The organism is Variovorax sp. GrIS 2.14 (assembly GCF_046115955.1).
In the GTDB taxonomy this organism is placed as follows: Bacteria; Pseudomonadota; Gammaproteobacteria; order Burkholderiales; family Burkholderiaceae_C; genus Variovorax.
This window is the reverse complement of sequence record NZ_JBJXIA010000008.1, coordinates 213,899-229,613: the sequence shown is the minus strand read 5'-3', so window position 1 is coordinate 229,613 and position 15,715 is coordinate 213,899. Positions and strand designations below refer to the sequence as shown.

Annotated in this window: 11 protein-coding genes; 5 read left to right on the top strand and 6 right to left on the bottom strand. The window is 63.2% G+C overall.

The genetic code is table 11. From position 1 onward, the window contains the following. Positions 1 to 10: 10 nt before the first annotated feature. From RCH10_RS15370 to RCH10_RS15360, 3 genes are all read right to left on the bottom strand, one after another. Entirely contained in the window at positions 11 to 3,169 is a 3,159-nt protein-coding gene (locus tag RCH10_RS15370; RefSeq protein WP_409053046.1) for an EAL domain-containing protein, read from the bottom strand. A gap of 82 nt (positions 3,170 to 3,251) precedes the next feature. Next, positions 3,252 to 4,517, bottom strand: a complete 1,266-nt coding sequence (locus RCH10_RS15365; RefSeq protein WP_409053045.1) for an arsenic transporter — start codon at positions 4,515 to 4,517, stop codon at positions 3,252 to 3,254. Positions 4,518 to 4,646: 129 nt separating this feature from the next. After that, positions 4,647 to 5,429, bottom strand: a complete 783-nt coding sequence (locus tag RCH10_RS15360) for a class II aldolase/adducin family protein (RefSeq protein WP_409053044.1) — start codon at positions 5,427 to 5,429, stop codon at positions 4,647 to 4,649. 191 nt (positions 5,430 to 5,620) lie between these two features. Between RCH10_RS15360 and RCH10_RS15355 the strand changes: the two genes are divergently transcribed. After that, positions 5,621 to 5,992, top strand: a complete 372-nt coding sequence (locus RCH10_RS15355) for a (2Fe-2S) ferredoxin domain-containing protein (RefSeq protein WP_409053043.1) — start codon at positions 5,621 to 5,623, stop codon at positions 5,990 to 5,992. Between the two features lie 94 nt (positions 5,993 to 6,086). Here the strand turns inward: RCH10_RS15355 and RCH10_RS15350 are convergent, their stop codons facing one another. Further along, entirely contained in the window at positions 6,087 to 7,388 is a 1,302-nt protein-coding gene (locus RCH10_RS15350; protein ID WP_409053042.1) for an aspartate aminotransferase family protein, read from the bottom strand. A 96-nt stretch (positions 7,389 to 7,484) separates the two neighbouring features. On the opposite strand from RCH10_RS15350, the gene RCH10_RS15345 reads away from it, so the two are divergent. Together RCH10_RS15345 and RCH10_RS15340 are read left to right on the top strand one after the other, a co-directional pair. Further along, entirely contained in the window at positions 7,485 to 8,354 is an 870-nt protein-coding gene (locus RCH10_RS15345; RefSeq protein WP_409053041.1) for a LysR substrate-binding domain-containing protein, read from the top strand. 163 nt (positions 8,355 to 8,517) lie between these two features. Beyond that, positions 8,518 to 9,138: a carboxymuconolactone decarboxylase family protein gene (locus tag RCH10_RS15340; protein ID WP_409053040.1), complete on the top strand. Its 621-nt coding sequence runs from the start codon at positions 8,518 to 8,520 to the stop codon at positions 9,136 to 9,138. Between the two features lie 234 nt (positions 9,139 to 9,372). Here RCH10_RS15340 and RCH10_RS15335 read toward each other — a convergent pair whose 3' ends face one another. After that, positions 9,373 to 10,770, bottom strand: coding sequence for an MFS transporter (locus tag RCH10_RS15335; RefSeq protein WP_409053039.1), 1,398 nt, complete (start codon positions 10,768 to 10,770; stop codon positions 9,373 to 9,375). After that, a complete protein-coding gene (locus tag RCH10_RS15330) occupies positions 10,767 to 12,665 on the bottom strand; it encodes an FAD-binding monooxygenase (protein WP_409053038.1) in 1,899 nt (632 codons plus the stop codon). Before RCH10_RS15330 ends, RCH10_RS15335 begins: the two co-directional genes overlap by 4 nt. A gap of 133 nt (positions 12,666 to 12,798) precedes the next feature. On the opposite strand from RCH10_RS15330, the gene RCH10_RS15325 reads away from it, so the two are divergent. After that, positions 12,799 to 13,287: a MarR family winged helix-turn-helix transcriptional regulator gene (locus tag RCH10_RS15325; RefSeq protein ID WP_409053037.1), complete on the top strand. Its 489-nt coding sequence runs from the start codon at positions 12,799 to 12,801 to the stop codon at positions 13,285 to 13,287. Between the two features lie 267 nt (positions 13,288 to 13,554). Continuing rightward, positions 13,555 to 15,576 carry a diguanylate cyclase domain-containing protein gene (locus RCH10_RS15320; RefSeq protein WP_409053036.1) on the top strand — a complete coding sequence of 674 codons (2,022 nt, stop codon included), beginning with the start codon at positions 13,555 to 13,557 and terminating at the stop codon, positions 15,574 to 15,576. Positions 15,577 to 15,715: the final 139 nt, after the last annotated feature.

Sequence of the window (15,715 nt, the reverse complement as noted above, 5' to 3'; positions counted from 1 at the left end):
AGGCCGAATTTCAAGCCGCGCTGGGCTGTCGTTCACGCTCACGAATCCACCACGTCGCCAGTTCCTGCGCCGGCATCGGCTTCGCAATGTAGAAGCCCTGCAGCTCGTCGCACCTGGCGCCCCGCAGCGTTGCGGCTTCCTGCTCCTTCTCGACGCCTTCGGCCACCACCTGCAAACCCAAGGTGTGGCCGAGCCCGATGATGGCGCGCGCAATCGCCAGGTCGGCTGGCTCGTCGAGCATCCGGTGCACGAAGGAACGATCGATCTTGAGCTTGTCGATCGGGAAGCGGTTCAGGTAGTTGAGGCTCGAATAGCCCGTGCCGAAATCGTCGATCGACAGCAACACCCCGAGCGACTTGAGCGCGTGCAACTGCGCCAGTGTTTGCTCCGCCGAATCCATCAACGTCGATTCGGTCAGCTCGATCTCGATGTCCGCCGGCCGCACGCCGTTGACCTCGATGGCGTCTCGCAGCACGCCGATCAGCTCGCTGTCGCGCAACTGCAGCGCCGACATGTTGATCGACACCGGCACCGCACCGAGCCCTTCGTCGCGCCACGCAGCGTACTGCTCGCAAGCCCGCGCGATCACCCAGGCGCCGATGCGCACGATCTGCCCCGACTCCTCCGCGATCGGAATGAAATCGGCCGGCGGCACCTGGCCGAGTTCTTCGTTGCGCCAGCGCAGCAACGCCTCGACGCCGATGGGCTCGCCGCTGTGCGCATCGATACGCGGCTGGTAGTTCAGGCTCAGTTCGCCGCGCTCGATGGCATGGCGCAGCTTCGACTCGAGGTGCAGCCGCTTCTGTGCGCGCTCGTTCATTTCCGCGGTGAAAAAGCGCGCCATGTCGCGGCCGCTGGCCTTGCTCTGGTACATCGCGACGTCGGCGTGGCGCATCAGTGTGTCGATGTCGGTGGCGTCGTCGGGGTAGACCGCCATGCCGATGCTGCACGATACGTTCAGCTCGACGCCGTCGATCTCGTGCGTGCGTCGGATCAGCGGCATCAGCTGGCGCTCGACCATCGACAGCATCTCGTCGCTGTCGGCCACGCCGTTCAGCACCACCACGAACTCGTCGCCACCGAGACGACTCACCGTGTCCCCGACCCGCACTGCCTCCAGCAAGCGCCGCGCGACCGAGCGCAGCAATGCGTCGCCGACGTGATGACCGAGCGAGTCGTTGATGTTCTTGAAGCGATCGAGGTCGATAAAGAGCACGCCGACGCGCTGGCCCGTGCGTTGCGCCTGCGCCATGGCAAGCCGCAGCCGCTCCAGGCAAAGCGACCGGTTGGGCAGCTCGGTCAGCACATCGTGCAACGCGAGAAACCGGATGCGCTCTTCGCTGCGTTTGCGATCGGTGATGTCGATCGAAGTGAAGATGTAGTGCGAGATCTTGTCGGGGCCGTCGCGGACCACGCTGGCCATGAGCCACGCCGGATAGGTGATCCCGTTGCGCCGCCTTACGCTCGCTTCACCTTGCCACGAACCGCGCTGGTCGAGCACCGGCCACAGGTCGCCCAGGTTCACCGTGACATCGGCGAGCAGTTGTTCGGGCTTGGCGCCGATCAATTCGCGAAGCTCATGCCCGGTGTGGCGGCACAGCGCACGGTTCACCGTGAGGATCGCGTGCTCCGCGTCGATGATCATGATGCTTTCGGACGACGCCTCGAACACCTTTGCCCACAGTTCGAGGCGCTGCTCCATCAACTTCAGATGGTTGATCGGCGTGAAGGCGGTGAGCACCGCGTCCTGGCCCTGGTAGCTGAGCCGGCGCGCAGACAGCACGGCCCATGACGGCTCGGCGCCGCCTTTCCATTGCACTTCGAATTCATCGACGGCGTTGCGGTCCGACAGCTGCTGGAAGAACCGCGCGCGCACCGCAGGGTCGAGGCCGAGTGCCCACGGATCGAGCGTGCGGCCACCTAGCCAGGCCTGCGCCGGGTCGTTGGCGTTGAGCACCTCGTGGCCCGGAATGGCGGTAACCATCAACGGAATCGGAATGGCGGCGACCAGATCGCGCTGCGCTTCTGCCGCCCGCGCAGTGGCGGCCAGCTCCTGCTGAATGCGCCGCTCGCGGTCGAGCTGCGCCAGCATGTCGTTGAAGCCGAGCACGAGCCGTCCGATTTCGTCGCCGCTATCCCACTGCGCGCGCAGGCTGTGGTCGCCCGTGCGGCGCACCGTGTCGACCACACCGGAGAGGCGGCGCAGCGGCACCGAGATTTGCCGGGCGACGTAGAACACCGCCGTCAGGATCATCATGAGCAGGAACAACGCCGTGCCCAGGTGCAGCCACATCCGCGTGAAGAAGCCGTGCTCGCGCGCGCTCAGCATGGTGTCGAGCTCTTTGCTAGCGAGCGACCACGCGTTGTCGAGGTCGGCGAAGAGCGCTTGCTGATCGGCCTCGAAATTGGTGAGCTCGCTGGCGCTGCCCGCTTCGAGTGCGCTGCGGGCCGAGCGCCGGAACCGGTCGATCCCGGCCAGCAGGCGCACGCGCGAGGCGTCGAGATTCGCCTTGAGCGGGCCCGTCGCTGCAGAAAATGCTTCGCTGTAGTCGCTGTTGATGCCGGTCGCTATGGCGTCGATCCGACCTTCGAGGATGAAGTACTGCGTGCGCGATTCCGTCAGGGCCAGGCCGCGGCCACCGATCTTGTGCAATTGCGAATCCATGCTGACACCCAGCTCCGTCAGCTCCGGAAAACGCAGCAGCACCAGCGACATCGTGTAATAACTGTCGAGGTCGGGATCGAGTATCAGGTTCGACTGGTTGCCGATGCGGGTGACCAGGGCGCGGCCGCTTTCGAGCACGATGCGGGCCGCCGCAGCCTTGTCCACATCGGCCGTCTTGGACAACTGCTCTATGCCGTCGACGAATTCATCGCTGGCCTCGCTGCTGCGCGTGCCGTCGCCGTGCGAGCGCTCGGCTTGGCGCAACGCTGACGCAGACGCCACAGCGGCGCCGCGCCACCCAGCCAACGCCAGCAACGACGGCCGCAACTCGGCGATGTAGGCAGTGCCCGACATCTCCTTGCGACCGAAGTCGATAGCGATGAACTTTTCGTTGATGAGGATGCCGCTGATGAAAATCACCGCGGTCAGATCCAGCAGGTAGATGACCAGCAGCTTGCGACCGACGCTGAGCCGGCCCAGGCGGTGAGAAAGAAATTGCAGCATAGGACTCCGAAGTACGGCAGACCGATGCAAGGCGCGTGCCCTCACAGGCCGTTTGCCCGAGCCCCGTAGAAATTGGCCGGTATCAGCCGAAAAGCAGCCGCGCACCGAGCGCGAGAACAAGCGCTGGCGGCATCACGATCGCGCCCAATTTCAGAAACCGCCAGAAGCCGACGTGTTCGCCTTCGCGACGGATCGCTGTGAGCCACAAAATGGTCGCCAGCGAACCGGTCACCGACAGATTGGGGCCGAGGTCCACACCGATCAGCAGCGCATCGATGACGTGCTGCGGCGGGTGCGCCAGCGCCACGGTCGAACTCGCGACCAGGCCGGCGGGCAGGTTGTTGACCAGGTTCGACGCGACCGCGATGAGCCCACCCGAAATCCACGCGGTCGCATCCGGCGATCGCTCCACGCCCGCGACCAGTTGCCGAGCCAGTTGCGCGATGACGCCGGTCGCAGCCAGCGCTTCGACCAGCACGAACAGGCCGGCCACCAAAGGCAACACCGACCAAGAAACGCCTTTGACGGCTTGCCAAGGGGACTCGCGGGCAATGACCAACACGATCGCGGTGGTCAGCACACCCATGACGGCGGTCGGCATGCCGAGCTGCAAGTCGAGCGCCGAAACGACCAGCAGCGCGACGGCAGTAAGGCCGAGGCCGGCCAGCGCCGTGCGGGCGCCGGTCGAGAGCGGCGTGACCTGGACGTTGCTTTCGCAAGTGACCGGAAGCCGGCGACCCTCCGTGCAGCGCAGTGCGACGTAGGTCGCCACGATCGACAGCAACGAGGGCACAGCGAAACGCGCGAGCCAGGGGCCGAGCGGCGGTGTGTGATCGCCGTACAGCACGATGTTGGCCGGGTTTGAAATCGGCAGCACGAAACTCGCCGCGTTGGCGATGAACGCGCAGATGAACAGGTAAGGCAAAGGCTCGACCTTGGCTTTGCGCGCGGCCGCGTAGACGGCCGGTGTCAGCACCACTGCCGTGGCGTCGTTCGACATGAAGGCGGTCACCACCACGCCCACGCCGTAGATCAAAAGAAAGAGTCGCTGCGGCGAGCTGCGCGCGTGGTTGACGGCCATCGCAGCGACCCAGTCGAACAGGCCCTCACGCCGCGCCGTTTCCGACAGCAGCATCATCCCGATGAGGAACAGGTAGACGTCGGTGCCCTTGCCGACCGCCTGCAATGCCTTGTCCACTGGCAAAAGGCCGAGCGCGAGCAGCAGCAATGCGCCGCTCACCGCCCAGACGGCTTCAGGCCATTTGAACGGCCGCACGATGACGCCGGCCGCCGTCAGCGCGGCGATGGCCCAGGCTGCGAGGTGGGCTTCGTGGGGAGCGAGGGTCATTGGGTGAATGATGGCGCGGATTTCACCAGTGCCAGCCGTTCGCGCTGCTTCCGGTCGGGTTCCGAGCAGGCCTTACTCCGGTCATGCGCCCTATGTTGCGAACCCAGGCGGAGGCGACAACTGACCCTGTTATTGGAGGAAGGTCGAGTCCTTCTCCATCATCATCCGCGCCATCGCGGCGAATGCCATTGCCGGTTCCAGGCCCCTGTCCATTGCGACGCGGTGTTGTAAAGCACTGCGGACGGCCGCTTCCGGCGGTGGCCGTAGCAGCATTGCCTCTCCGGCCGCCTGAGCCACTACCTGAACTTCACAGGCGCGCTGCAAGTGATACAGGTCTAGAAAAGCATGTGCCAAGCTCGGTCCGCAGGCCAGCAGCCCATGATTGCGCAGAATCATCAACGACTTGCTGCCCAGATTTTTGGCAAGGCGTTCCCGCTCGCTGCGGTCAAGGGTGATGCCCTCAAAATCATGATACGCAATGGCATCTGTGTAAAACATCGACGTGAAACTCAAGGGCAACAGTCCGCCCTTATGGCATGCGACGGCTTGACCCGCCGTCGTATGCGTGTGCGCGACGGCATGCGCGTCAGGCCGCGCTGCATGGATGGCAGAGTGGACGATGAAGCCCGCGGGATTCACTGAGTAGGCAGACTCACCAATGATCTGACCCTCAACGTCGATCTTGACCAGGTTCGAGGCACGAACTTCGCCGTATCTCAGTCCGAACGGATTGATCAAGAAATAGGGTGTGTCTGGCACACGAACAGTGATGTGGTTGTAGATCAGTTCGTGCCAGCCGAAATGGTCAAAGAGCCGATACGCGCAAGCGAGCTCCTGGCGGGCCTTCCATTCCGAGTCGGACATCGATGCATCGCGGGCGGTAGGTATTACTTTGGCAAAGATGTCCGTCACATCAGACTCCTGTTACTGAAGATAAGCGGAGCATATGTCATTGGACATCGAGTATTGGGGCACGTCGTGCACGCGGCGTGAAGGGGCCGGTTGCAATGGCGGCGAAGGGTTCGAGGGTCGGCTGCTACATCCGCTTGAACCGCGAACAATTCGTGTCAGCATGCGGGCGAGCTTCTGATGGGAGCGAGCCGATGAGCGAGCAGCCTGTCAAACCAGTGATCGTCGACTACCGCCGTCACTTGCTGATATACATTGGCCGCAATTGCGTCGCCGATGGCATGACGGCCGAAGAATTAGAGAAGGTCGCGGCGAAGTTGAAGCTCTCCGGCGCACTTGCGCCAGGTCCGAATTGTGTGAAGGCTACCCGGGTCGATTGCCTGGGCGCTTGTCGCAGCGGACCAGTCGTGTGTGTGCAACCGGATGGTGTGTGGTACTACGGTGTCACACCGGATGCCATGGATCGCGTCATTGAAGACCACCTCGGGCACGGTCGCGTAGTGGAAGACTTGGTCTTTCATCGCGGGCCAAGCCCCGATGCCGAGATGACGGTTCTGTCGAGTTAGGGCAACGCTGGGCGGCTCGCTACTGCAACTTGCAATGCGCCGCGGGCAGTGCCAAATTGGGGCTTGCTTCTGGCCCGTTGGCAGCCAGAGCCGGCTAAGCCACAGCCCCGATCGCCCGCTTCAACAGATCGAGCCCCAGATCGATCTCCTCGTCACTCACCGTCAACGGCGGCGCGATGCGAAAGACACCACCCATGCCGGGTAACTGCACGATGTTCATGCTCAAGCCCAGCTTCATGCACTCACGCGTGATGGCGACGCCCAGGTCGGGCGCGGATTCTTTGCCGGCTCGGCTCTTGACGATCTCGATGCCCAGCAGCAGGCCGCGTCCGCGCACATCGCCGATGCAGTCGACGCTTTCCTGCAGCGCGCGCAATCCGCTCTCCAGGCGTTGACCGGCAACGCATGCGCGTTCGACCAGTCGGTCTCGCTGCACCACTTCCAACACCTTGAGGCCGACCGCAGCCGGGAGCGGGTCGGATACATGGGTCGTATAGAAAAGAAAGCCGCGCGCGTGGCACTCGTCTTCGATCGCCTCCGATGTCATCACTGCCGCCAGTGGCAAGCCGGCGCCGAGCGTCTTCGACAAAGTCAGGATGTCCGGCACCACGCCGTCGCGCTCGAAGGCGAACATCGTTCCGGTTCGGCCCACGCCGGTTTGCGCTTCGTCCAGGATCAGCAGCATGCCGCGCTCGCTGCACTTCTTCTTCAATGCTGCGAGGTAGCCGAGCGGCAGGTCGATAAGGCCACCTGAACTCAAGATCGGCTCGGCGATAAAGGCTGCGAGGTTGCCGCTCGATTGCCGGTCGATCAGGTCGAAGGCGTAGTCGAGTTCGGCTTGCCAGTCGAACTTGCCATCGCGCTCGAAGCGCGGGCGATACGGATACGGCGCGGGGATGGCGTACGAACCCACTGCCGCAGGACCGTAGCCCTTGCGGCCCGCGCTGTAGGTGGCGGACGCCGCGCCGCTGGTCATGCCGTGCCACGACTGCGCAAAACTCACGATCTCGAACTTGCCGGTGTAGAGCTTGGCCATCTTGATGGCGGCCTCGTTGGCTTCTGCGCCGGTGGTCAGCAGCATGGCGCGGTCGAGTCCGGGCGGCGTGATGGCGGCAAGTTGGGTCGCAAGTTCCACTACGGGCCGGCTGAGCATGCCGCTGAACAGATGGTCGAGGTTGCGTGCGTGCTCGGCCACGACAGCGGCGACTTCAGGGTGCCCGTGGCCCAGCAGCGAACTCATCTGGCCCGACGTGAAGTCCAGGATCGCGCGGCCGTCCGCGTCATACACGAAGCTGCCTTGCGCCCGCTCGATGATCATCGGTTCAAAGGCGCCGCCGTAGCGGATCAGGTGCCGACGCGCGGCTTGCCAGAAATCGGGGTCGTCGTTGCGGGACATCGGGTGCTCCAGGTGAATTGGTGACCCAGCGTACGAACCCGCCAACCTCAAGGAAAGCTAATATTTCTGAATGCAGCTATCAGCCCCACTTATTTCATGAGACGCCAACTCGACTTCGATCTACTGCGCACCTTCGTGGCCATCGCAGAGACGCGCACATTGGGGCGTGCTGCCAACAAGATCGGCCGCACGCAGGCTGCAGTGAGCATGCAGGTGAAAAAGCTCGAAGAGATGCTGGCCCAGCCGTTGCTCAATCGCACTGGCCGCGGCGTGGTGCTTACATTGCATGGCGAACGGCTGCTCGGCCACGCGCGAACCATCCTGCGGCAGCACGATGCCGCGGTCGCGGACATCTCGGGCACGGGGCTTGTAGGCACACTGCGCTTCGGTTGCCCCGACGACTACGCTGCGGCGTTTTTGCCGGACATCTTGCGCAGCTTTGCAGGCCAGCATCCTCAGGTATTCGTCGAGGTGATCTGCGCGCCGACGCCCAGGCTGCTGGAACAGCTTGCGAAGCACGCACTCGATCTGGCGCTTGTCTCCACCACCGACACCAACACCGAATCAAAGGGCACAACGTCGATCATGCGTCGCGAGCCTCTCGTATGGGTCGGCAGCCGGCATGATCTCGCCGCGACGCACGAGCCTTTGAAACTCGCGCTCTCCGACCCGGACACGCTCGATCACCGTGCGGCCGTCGAGCGTTTGGACGCGACACATCGCCCGTACCGCGTGGCCTACGCCAGCGGCAGCATGTCCGGCTTGCTCGCCGTGGTGCGCTCCGGCCAGGCCATCGCGGTGCTGACGCAATCGGCGGTGCCCCCGGATCTGCAGATCCTCGCACCGGGCGACCTGTTGCCGAGCTTGCCGACCGTCGGGCTGACGGTGAAATTCGACCTGCTGCGGCCACCGCCGTTGGTGGTGCAATTCGCCGAGCACCTGGAGAAGATCGTGCCGACGTTTTGAACCTGAATCGCCCCAGCTTTTGAGGAGGCTGAACACTCTGAGAGGATTAAGCCATGATCGTATCGTTCAGCCAAGGAATGAGTTGCAGGGATGTTGTCGTCTTCCTGCTTCAGCCGCTCATCGTCGGACGATTCGAATTTGATTCACGCACCATTGGAACCTGATGCCCCGCTTCTTTCATTTATTCACCGCCTGCGTCCTGTTGGTCCAAATTCAGGTTCATGCAGAAGACCGGCTGCCGACCATTCCTCCGGCAGCCTATACGCCCGAGCAGGCCCAGGCTGCCGCTGATTTCGAAGTGGCACGCAAGGGCCCGGTTTTCGGACCCTTCGAGCCCCTGATGCACAGCCCGCAGGTCATGACACTCTCGCGATCGATGGGTGATTACTTGCGCTACAAATCGGCGATCGGCAACACGATGAGCGAACTGGTCATCCTCATCATCGCCCGCGAGTGGACACAGGACTTCGAATGGTGGTATCACTATCCGTTGGCCCTGAAGTCCGGCATCTCCAAAGAGGTCGCGGATGCTATTGCAGAAGGACGTCGTCCTGTCGGCATGAGTTCGGACGAAGACATGATTTACAGCTATACCACCGAGCTGGCAAAGAACAAGCAAGTGTCCGATGTCACATTCGAGCGGGTCAAAACCCGCTTTGGAACCAAAGGTGTGGTGGATCTGACCGGGATCGCCGGCTACTACACATTACTGGCAATGCAACTGAATTCAGCGCAATACAAGCTTCCAAAGGGCCAGGTAGGGCTCAGGAGACTGCCGGAATAGCGGTTCTGTCGTGGCAATGCGAGTTGCGGCAATAAGATGAAGGTTCACATAGCTGATCCCGGCGCCGAAGAACTGCTCGTTTTCAATTACCGTGATTTCGTCACGGCGTTTCGCGGGTGCGTCGAAGCGGGGTAACGATGCTTTTCATGGACTGTGACGGCATGGCGCCAGCTCCACAGTCCAGCACGGGGCGCGAGGCTCCGAGCCAGGGTCTCAGGGTGAGGGCTACTGCTTCTATCCGACCGTTAGCGCATCGCCCGTCGGTTCAGGCGCCGCATGGGTGCCGAGCGAGGCGCTGTTGACGGGGATAAGCAGGGTCAGAACCACCCCGACGACACCCAGCGCCGCCAGCACGTAGAAGATGGAATTCAGCGCAAATCCAGCGCCGATAAGCAGACCTCCGAGCATTGGGCCGCCGACGCCACCGAGCCGGCCAAAGCCTGCGCACCATGCGACGCCTGCGCCGCGCACGTTGGTCCGGTAGTAGTTGGCAACGAAGCCGTAGATCAGAGTTTGCGTACCGCTTGTTCCCAGCCCGACAATGGCGACGATCAGCAACAAGGCCGCCAGCGGGAAGCCCAGTGTCAGCAAGATCAGCGCGATGGTGCCGGTGGCGAAACAGGTCGCAACGACCGGCTTTGGACCGAAGCGGTCTGCCGCGCCCGAGGCGAGCAGGGCGCCGAGCAGTGCGCCGCCATTGAGCACCAGGAGAAACGACAACGAACCCTTGGCATTGAAGCCGGCGCGAAGCATGAGTTCGGGCAACCAGGTGTTGAGCGAATACACCAGCACCAGGCCGGTGGCACTCATCAGGCCGAGCACGATGGTGGGGAAAAGGTAGTGGCCGCCGAAGAGGCCAGCAAAGCCCGCCTTGCCTTCGTCGGCGATTCCGTGCTGCCCGGCCAGCTCGACCACCTCGCTTGGGAGCTCGACACCAGTTTTCTCGGAAAGGACCCGAGCCTCAGCCATCCTGCCGCGCGAAGCCAGCCAGGCGACGGATTCGGGCATCTTGAAGTACGCCAGAGGCAGCAGTGTGAACAGCGGCAAGGCACCAATGTTGAACATGCCGCGCCAGCCAATGTGCTGCAGCAGCAGGATGGCGAGGAGGGCGGCGAGCAGGCTACCCAGAGGGATGCCGCCATAGACAATGGCATTGCACAGGTTCTTCCTCCCTTTGGGCGCGTACTCGGACACGAGCGCGCCTGTCGTCGCAACGAGTGCGCCGACACCCAGGCCGGTGGCGAAGCGCAGCCAGCCAAAGGCGGCAGACGTTGTCGCCAAGGCCGTCAGTGCCATCCCCACAGAAAACCAGGCATAGGCGAACAGCATCACCTTGCGCCGCCCGACAATGTCGCCCACGCTGCCCGCCAGCAGCGCGCCAACCAGCACGCCGAACAGGGCATAGCTGCCAAGCACGCCGGCAATCGCCGGGGTCACGGTGCCGATGTGCGATGCATCGCGCAGGAACGTCGAGACCACCGTGCCGTAGACGACGAGGTCATAGCCGTCGAAGACGAGCCCCACGGTCGCCAGCGACACCACCCAGAGCACCGTGCGCAGACGCCGGGCTTGCTGCGCGGCGTCAGAGCCCGATGTCGTTGGCGATGTTGTTGTTCTGGTTGTGGTGGTCATGTTCGTGTTTCCTTGGCGTGATGGCGGTCCAGCAGAAAGCGGTCGAAGAATTCAGCGAGATCAGCGTGAGCATCCAACGGCAACACGCTCGAAACGTACTGGTCGGGACGCACCACGATCATGGCGCCATGCTCGCGGTCGATGCCCCGGAGTTCGAAGATATTTGAACCCCCGCTGGGGTCGGCGCAATAGGTCTTCTCGTAGTCGATGAGGCCGAAGCACCCTTTGCGCGGCAGTAAAAGCGCGGGCAGCTCGTCCACCCCGAGGTCGAGGTGCCTCTGCTGGAAGATGACGCGAAAGTCGATGACACTGTCGATGTCCGATCCTGCTGGCGTGAAGCGGCCGACTGGCGAATCAGCAGATTCCGCCAGGAAAGCGGCAAGGTCGCGCAGCCGCGCGCCGATTGCATCGGCGAACGCGTAGACACGCCAGGCGCCGTCGGCACGCGCGGCATGGCCAAGCTGCATCGGCTTGGCGTCCGCAAGCCGCACGACGGGCGCTGAATGGAAGCGCATGCCGATCGTGAAGCCTTTGGCCAGAGCCTGGTGGGTCGCGTCGGCTGTCAGTACGGTCGTCGGTGCGTAGTGCGTCGCGACGCCGGCGGTGTACCGACCCGACTTCACGAAGTAAGCCTGGAGTTCCTGCGGGTCGACACCGCCAAGTTCGGGATGGTCTGGGTCTTGCGGTGCCGATCCCATGATCTTCGACCACTCCTTGTCGAAGTCGATAAGGCCCTGCGCGATTGCCTGGCGCTCGACAGAGTAGGTGCGCAGCAGCTCCGGCGCGGCGCGGCCATCGAGAACCGAGGCGAGCTTCCAGCCGAGGTTGAACGCGTCCTGCATCGAGACGTTCATGCCTTGGCCAGCCTTCGCGCTGTGCGTGTGGCAGGCGTCGCCCGCAATGAAGACACGCGGAAGGCGAGAGGCGAGCTGATCGACGGGTACGTCGTCGAAGCGGTCCGTGACGCGCTGTCCGACCTGGTACACGGCGAACCACACCACGCTTTTGACGTCCAGCGTGTACGAGTGCAGCACGCGCCGCGCGGTCTCGATGACCTGCTCCTGGGTGACGGCGCGGAACGCGTCGCGCCTGGCCGGGTCGATTTCGCCGAGGTCGACATAGAGCCGCACCATATAGCCGCCCTCGCGCGGAATGAGCAGGATGTTGCCGTCGTCCGCTGACTGGATGGCGGCCTTGAGCCGGATGTCCGGAAAGTCGGTGACGGCCAGCATGTCGACAACGCCCCAAGCATGATTGGCAAAGTCCCCGCGGGGCACCGCACCGATCGCATCGCGTACCTTGCTGTGCGCACCGTCGCAGCCGACGACATATTTGGCACGCACGGTGCTTTGCCGCCCCGTGGCGACGTCACGCAACGTCACCACCACAGGATGCTCGCCTTCGGGTTCGACCTGGAGTCCGACGAAGTCGAGTCCGTAGTCCGGTACGAGCCGCGAGGGCGACATGCGCATGTAGTCGAGCAGGTACTGCTGCAGTCGTGCCTGGTTGACGATGAGGTGCGGAAACTCCGACAGGCCATCCTCGGTGTCCTGGACGCGCCCGGTACGTTCGATGCGTGTGCGGTCATGCTTCGATGGGCGCCAGAACACGGTCTCATTGACCCAATACGCTTCACGCATGAGCCTCTGGCCCAGACCGAACGCCTCGAACATTTCGACCGTGCGGCAGGCGATGCCGTCGGCCTGTCCAACCTGTAGCGCAGCGGGGCGACGTTCGATCAACCGCGTGGTGATCTTCGGGAAGGTCGACAGCTGGGCAGCCAACAAGGCACCAGCCGGGCCACTGCCGATCACAAGGACGTCGACCGTGTCCGGAAACGCCTTCCCGGCGACGTCGGGATCGCCGGGCGCGTAACCATTCAGATAGAACTGCACGAGGTGTCCATTGCATTCATTGGAATTCGTTTTCTCACATGAAAAGTATACTGATCGTCAGCATACTGATTGTTAGTGTAGTGATAAAAACAGTTGTAGACATCAGGGTTCACCCTCGACCAACCAGGACGACATGAAAGCGAAAGCAAGCACCTCGCCCCTCGATCTTGAAACCTTGCCAGGTCACTACATCCGGCGGCTGCAACAGATTGCGGTGTCGGTCTTCCTGCAGGAGACTGAGCCGCATGGCCTGACGCCGGTCCAGTACTCCGCTTTGCAGGGAATCGCAAACAGTCCCGGCATCGACCAGCGGACGCTGGCGAGGACCATCGGGTTCGACACCTCGACGATTGCCAGCGTCATTGACCGGCTTGAATCCCGCGTGCTGGTTCTTCGCAATGCCTCGCCGACAGACAAACGGGTGCGTCTGCTCACCCTGACCGACGAGGGCCGGGAGGTGCTCGTCGCGGTGGTTCCCTCGATGTTGCGGGCGCAAGTGCGCATGCTCGAGCCGCTGCCCAAGGCCGATCGCAAAGAGTTCATGCGCATGCTGCGCGTGCTGGTGTCGACCAACAATGACAGGAGCCGAGCACCTGGCGGGGCGCCGGCACAAGGTCTTTAACAATGAAGACGGCGGAGCCCTGTTGCGAAGTGTGGGGTGGAGTGCAGGCGCCTCGGCAGCGCATCGACATCCGCAGCCACTGAGACGGGCGATCGCAGGGTACGCATCTCAACCTGCGCCCACAGCAATCACTGTTGACCTCTTTTTCAGTCAAACGATTCAGCATGACGTCAGCTGCGGCCGTCTGAGCGAGGGATGGCGCACCTTTATACGGTGACCGTGTACGACTTCACGCGCTTTCCCGGCTTGAGCCGTCACACTTAGGGTATGCGATCGGAAATCGGGATCAAACAGGCTGGGTCGGTTGCCTTGCGTTGGCTCGGCTTCCTCAAAGTTCGCCTGCTGCTGGGCGGCATGGTTGTCATGGTGATGAGCGTGACGCTCATCACGCTGGTCTTCCTGCAAAGCGCGGAGACCCATACGTTGTCAGCTGAGCGCCGGCGCGAAATCGATGAAGCCGCCAGCACGGCATCTCGCCTGTCCGGTCACGTGGTTGCCCTTCAACGCGCGCTCGGGTCCGCGTCGAGCCGGCTGGAACGGCTGGCGTTGGACGATACCGAAGCGCTGCACCGCTTTGCCTTGAGCCAGTCCGTACTCCAGCAGTTGTTCTCCAATGTCTTCGTGGCAGCACCGGATGGCAGCGTTCGGATTTCGATGGATGCGACCGGCACCAGCCGACCCACAGTCAATCTCTCGCAGCGCCCTTACTTTCAGCAAACTCTGATGCAGGTTCGAAGCGTGATTTCGCAGGCACTTCCGGGCAAGCTCAGCGGCGCGCCGGTGATTGTCTTTGCGCAACCCGTGCGCGATGAACAGGGGGTTTTCGCTGTGCTCGGTGGCGCGATGCGCCTGGACAACCGTGACCTGCTGGAGGGGTTGGTGGACTCTCAGAGCGAGGACGCCACGGCGATGGTGGTGGTGACCGACGCGCTGGGGCAGATCCTTGCACACCCCAATCGCGCGCGGCTGTTGCAGCCTCTGTCCGAGGAACCCCGCCTGGCCGTTGCCTTTGCTTCATGGCAAGCCAAGGGTGCGCCCGTGGAGCCGACCGGACTGGCGCTGGATCAACCGCGTGAGGTCGTCAGCGCAGCGGGCGTGCCGGGCCCTGATTGGATGATCTGGCGGGTGCGAAGCGAAGCGGATCTGCTGGCGCCCCTCCACGCCGCCCGTGTCCGGGCGCTGTCTACCGCCGCCGCACTGGTTCTGGTTCTCCTGCCGCTGGTGCTGGGCACCCTGTGGTGGCTGCTCAGGCCGCTGGCTCTTTTGGAGGATCGTGCGCGGCACATGTTCGACGCAGCCTATCCGCCGGAGACCGGATGGCCGCGGGCCAGCGGCGAGATTGCCAATCTGAGCAAGGTCCTTCGGCGAGTGGGGATCGACCGGACACGGCTGGAGCGCGAGAAGGCGCGGACCATGGGTCAGCTCACCTCGGTCATGTCGGCGGCGCCCATGGGCATCGCCTTTGCGCAGGGCCTGAAGTTCGAGTTGCTGAACAAGGAGTTCTGCCGGCTCTTTGCGGGCACGGAACATGACCTGCTGGTCGAGGACCTGGCCGCTCGTTTCTGGGCACACGCGGACTTCGAGGCATTCCTGATCCAGCAGGATGCAGCTTTCGTTTCGGGGGAGGCCTATGGGGGCGAGTGGCAGATGCGCCGGCGTGACGGCAGCAGTTTCTGGGCGGCATTGCGATGCAGTCCGGTAGATATTCGCAACACATCGGGTGGCACGGTCTGGACGTTCAGTGATGTCGAAGAGTTGCGCGCTTCGCGTGAGCTCCTGGAATGGGCGGCAACACATGATCCCCTGACCGGACTGGCCAACCGCAAAGCATTTGAATCGCGCGCCAGTCGCTTGATAGACACCTTTCAGTCGTCCCAGCCGGCGTCCATGGTGTTCATCGATCTGGACCGCTTCAAACCTGTAAACGACACCGCTGGGCATCTGATGGGTGACCTGATGCTGCTGACGGTGGCGAAGGCCATATCCGGTCAGGTGCGTTCCGGCGATCTGGTCGCGCGCATCGGAGGAGATGAGTTCGCGCTGCTGCTGGACGGGTGCTCGCATGAAGACGCTCTGCGCATCGCAGAGGCTGTGCGCGGCGCAGTCCGCGACGTTCGGCTTCCATGGGGGCAGGGCGTCCTGCAAGTGGGCGCGAGTCTGGGCATTGCCGAACTGAATGCAACGCACCAATCGCTTGCGGGATGGATGGATGCTGCCGACGCAGCCTGCTACGCGGCCAAGGCATCGGGGCGTGATGCGGTGCGTTTTGCGACGGGCACGTCGCATTGAAGGTCGCGGCATTGATGGGCGCGATCGGAGGTTGATGAGGCAACGACGTCGTCGCGCAAGAGTTGGCCAAGGGCGCAACTATCAAATGCGGTACTTCGAGGTGTTTGCTTGCGCCTTGCGCCAGTGGCGCTGCGTCGCT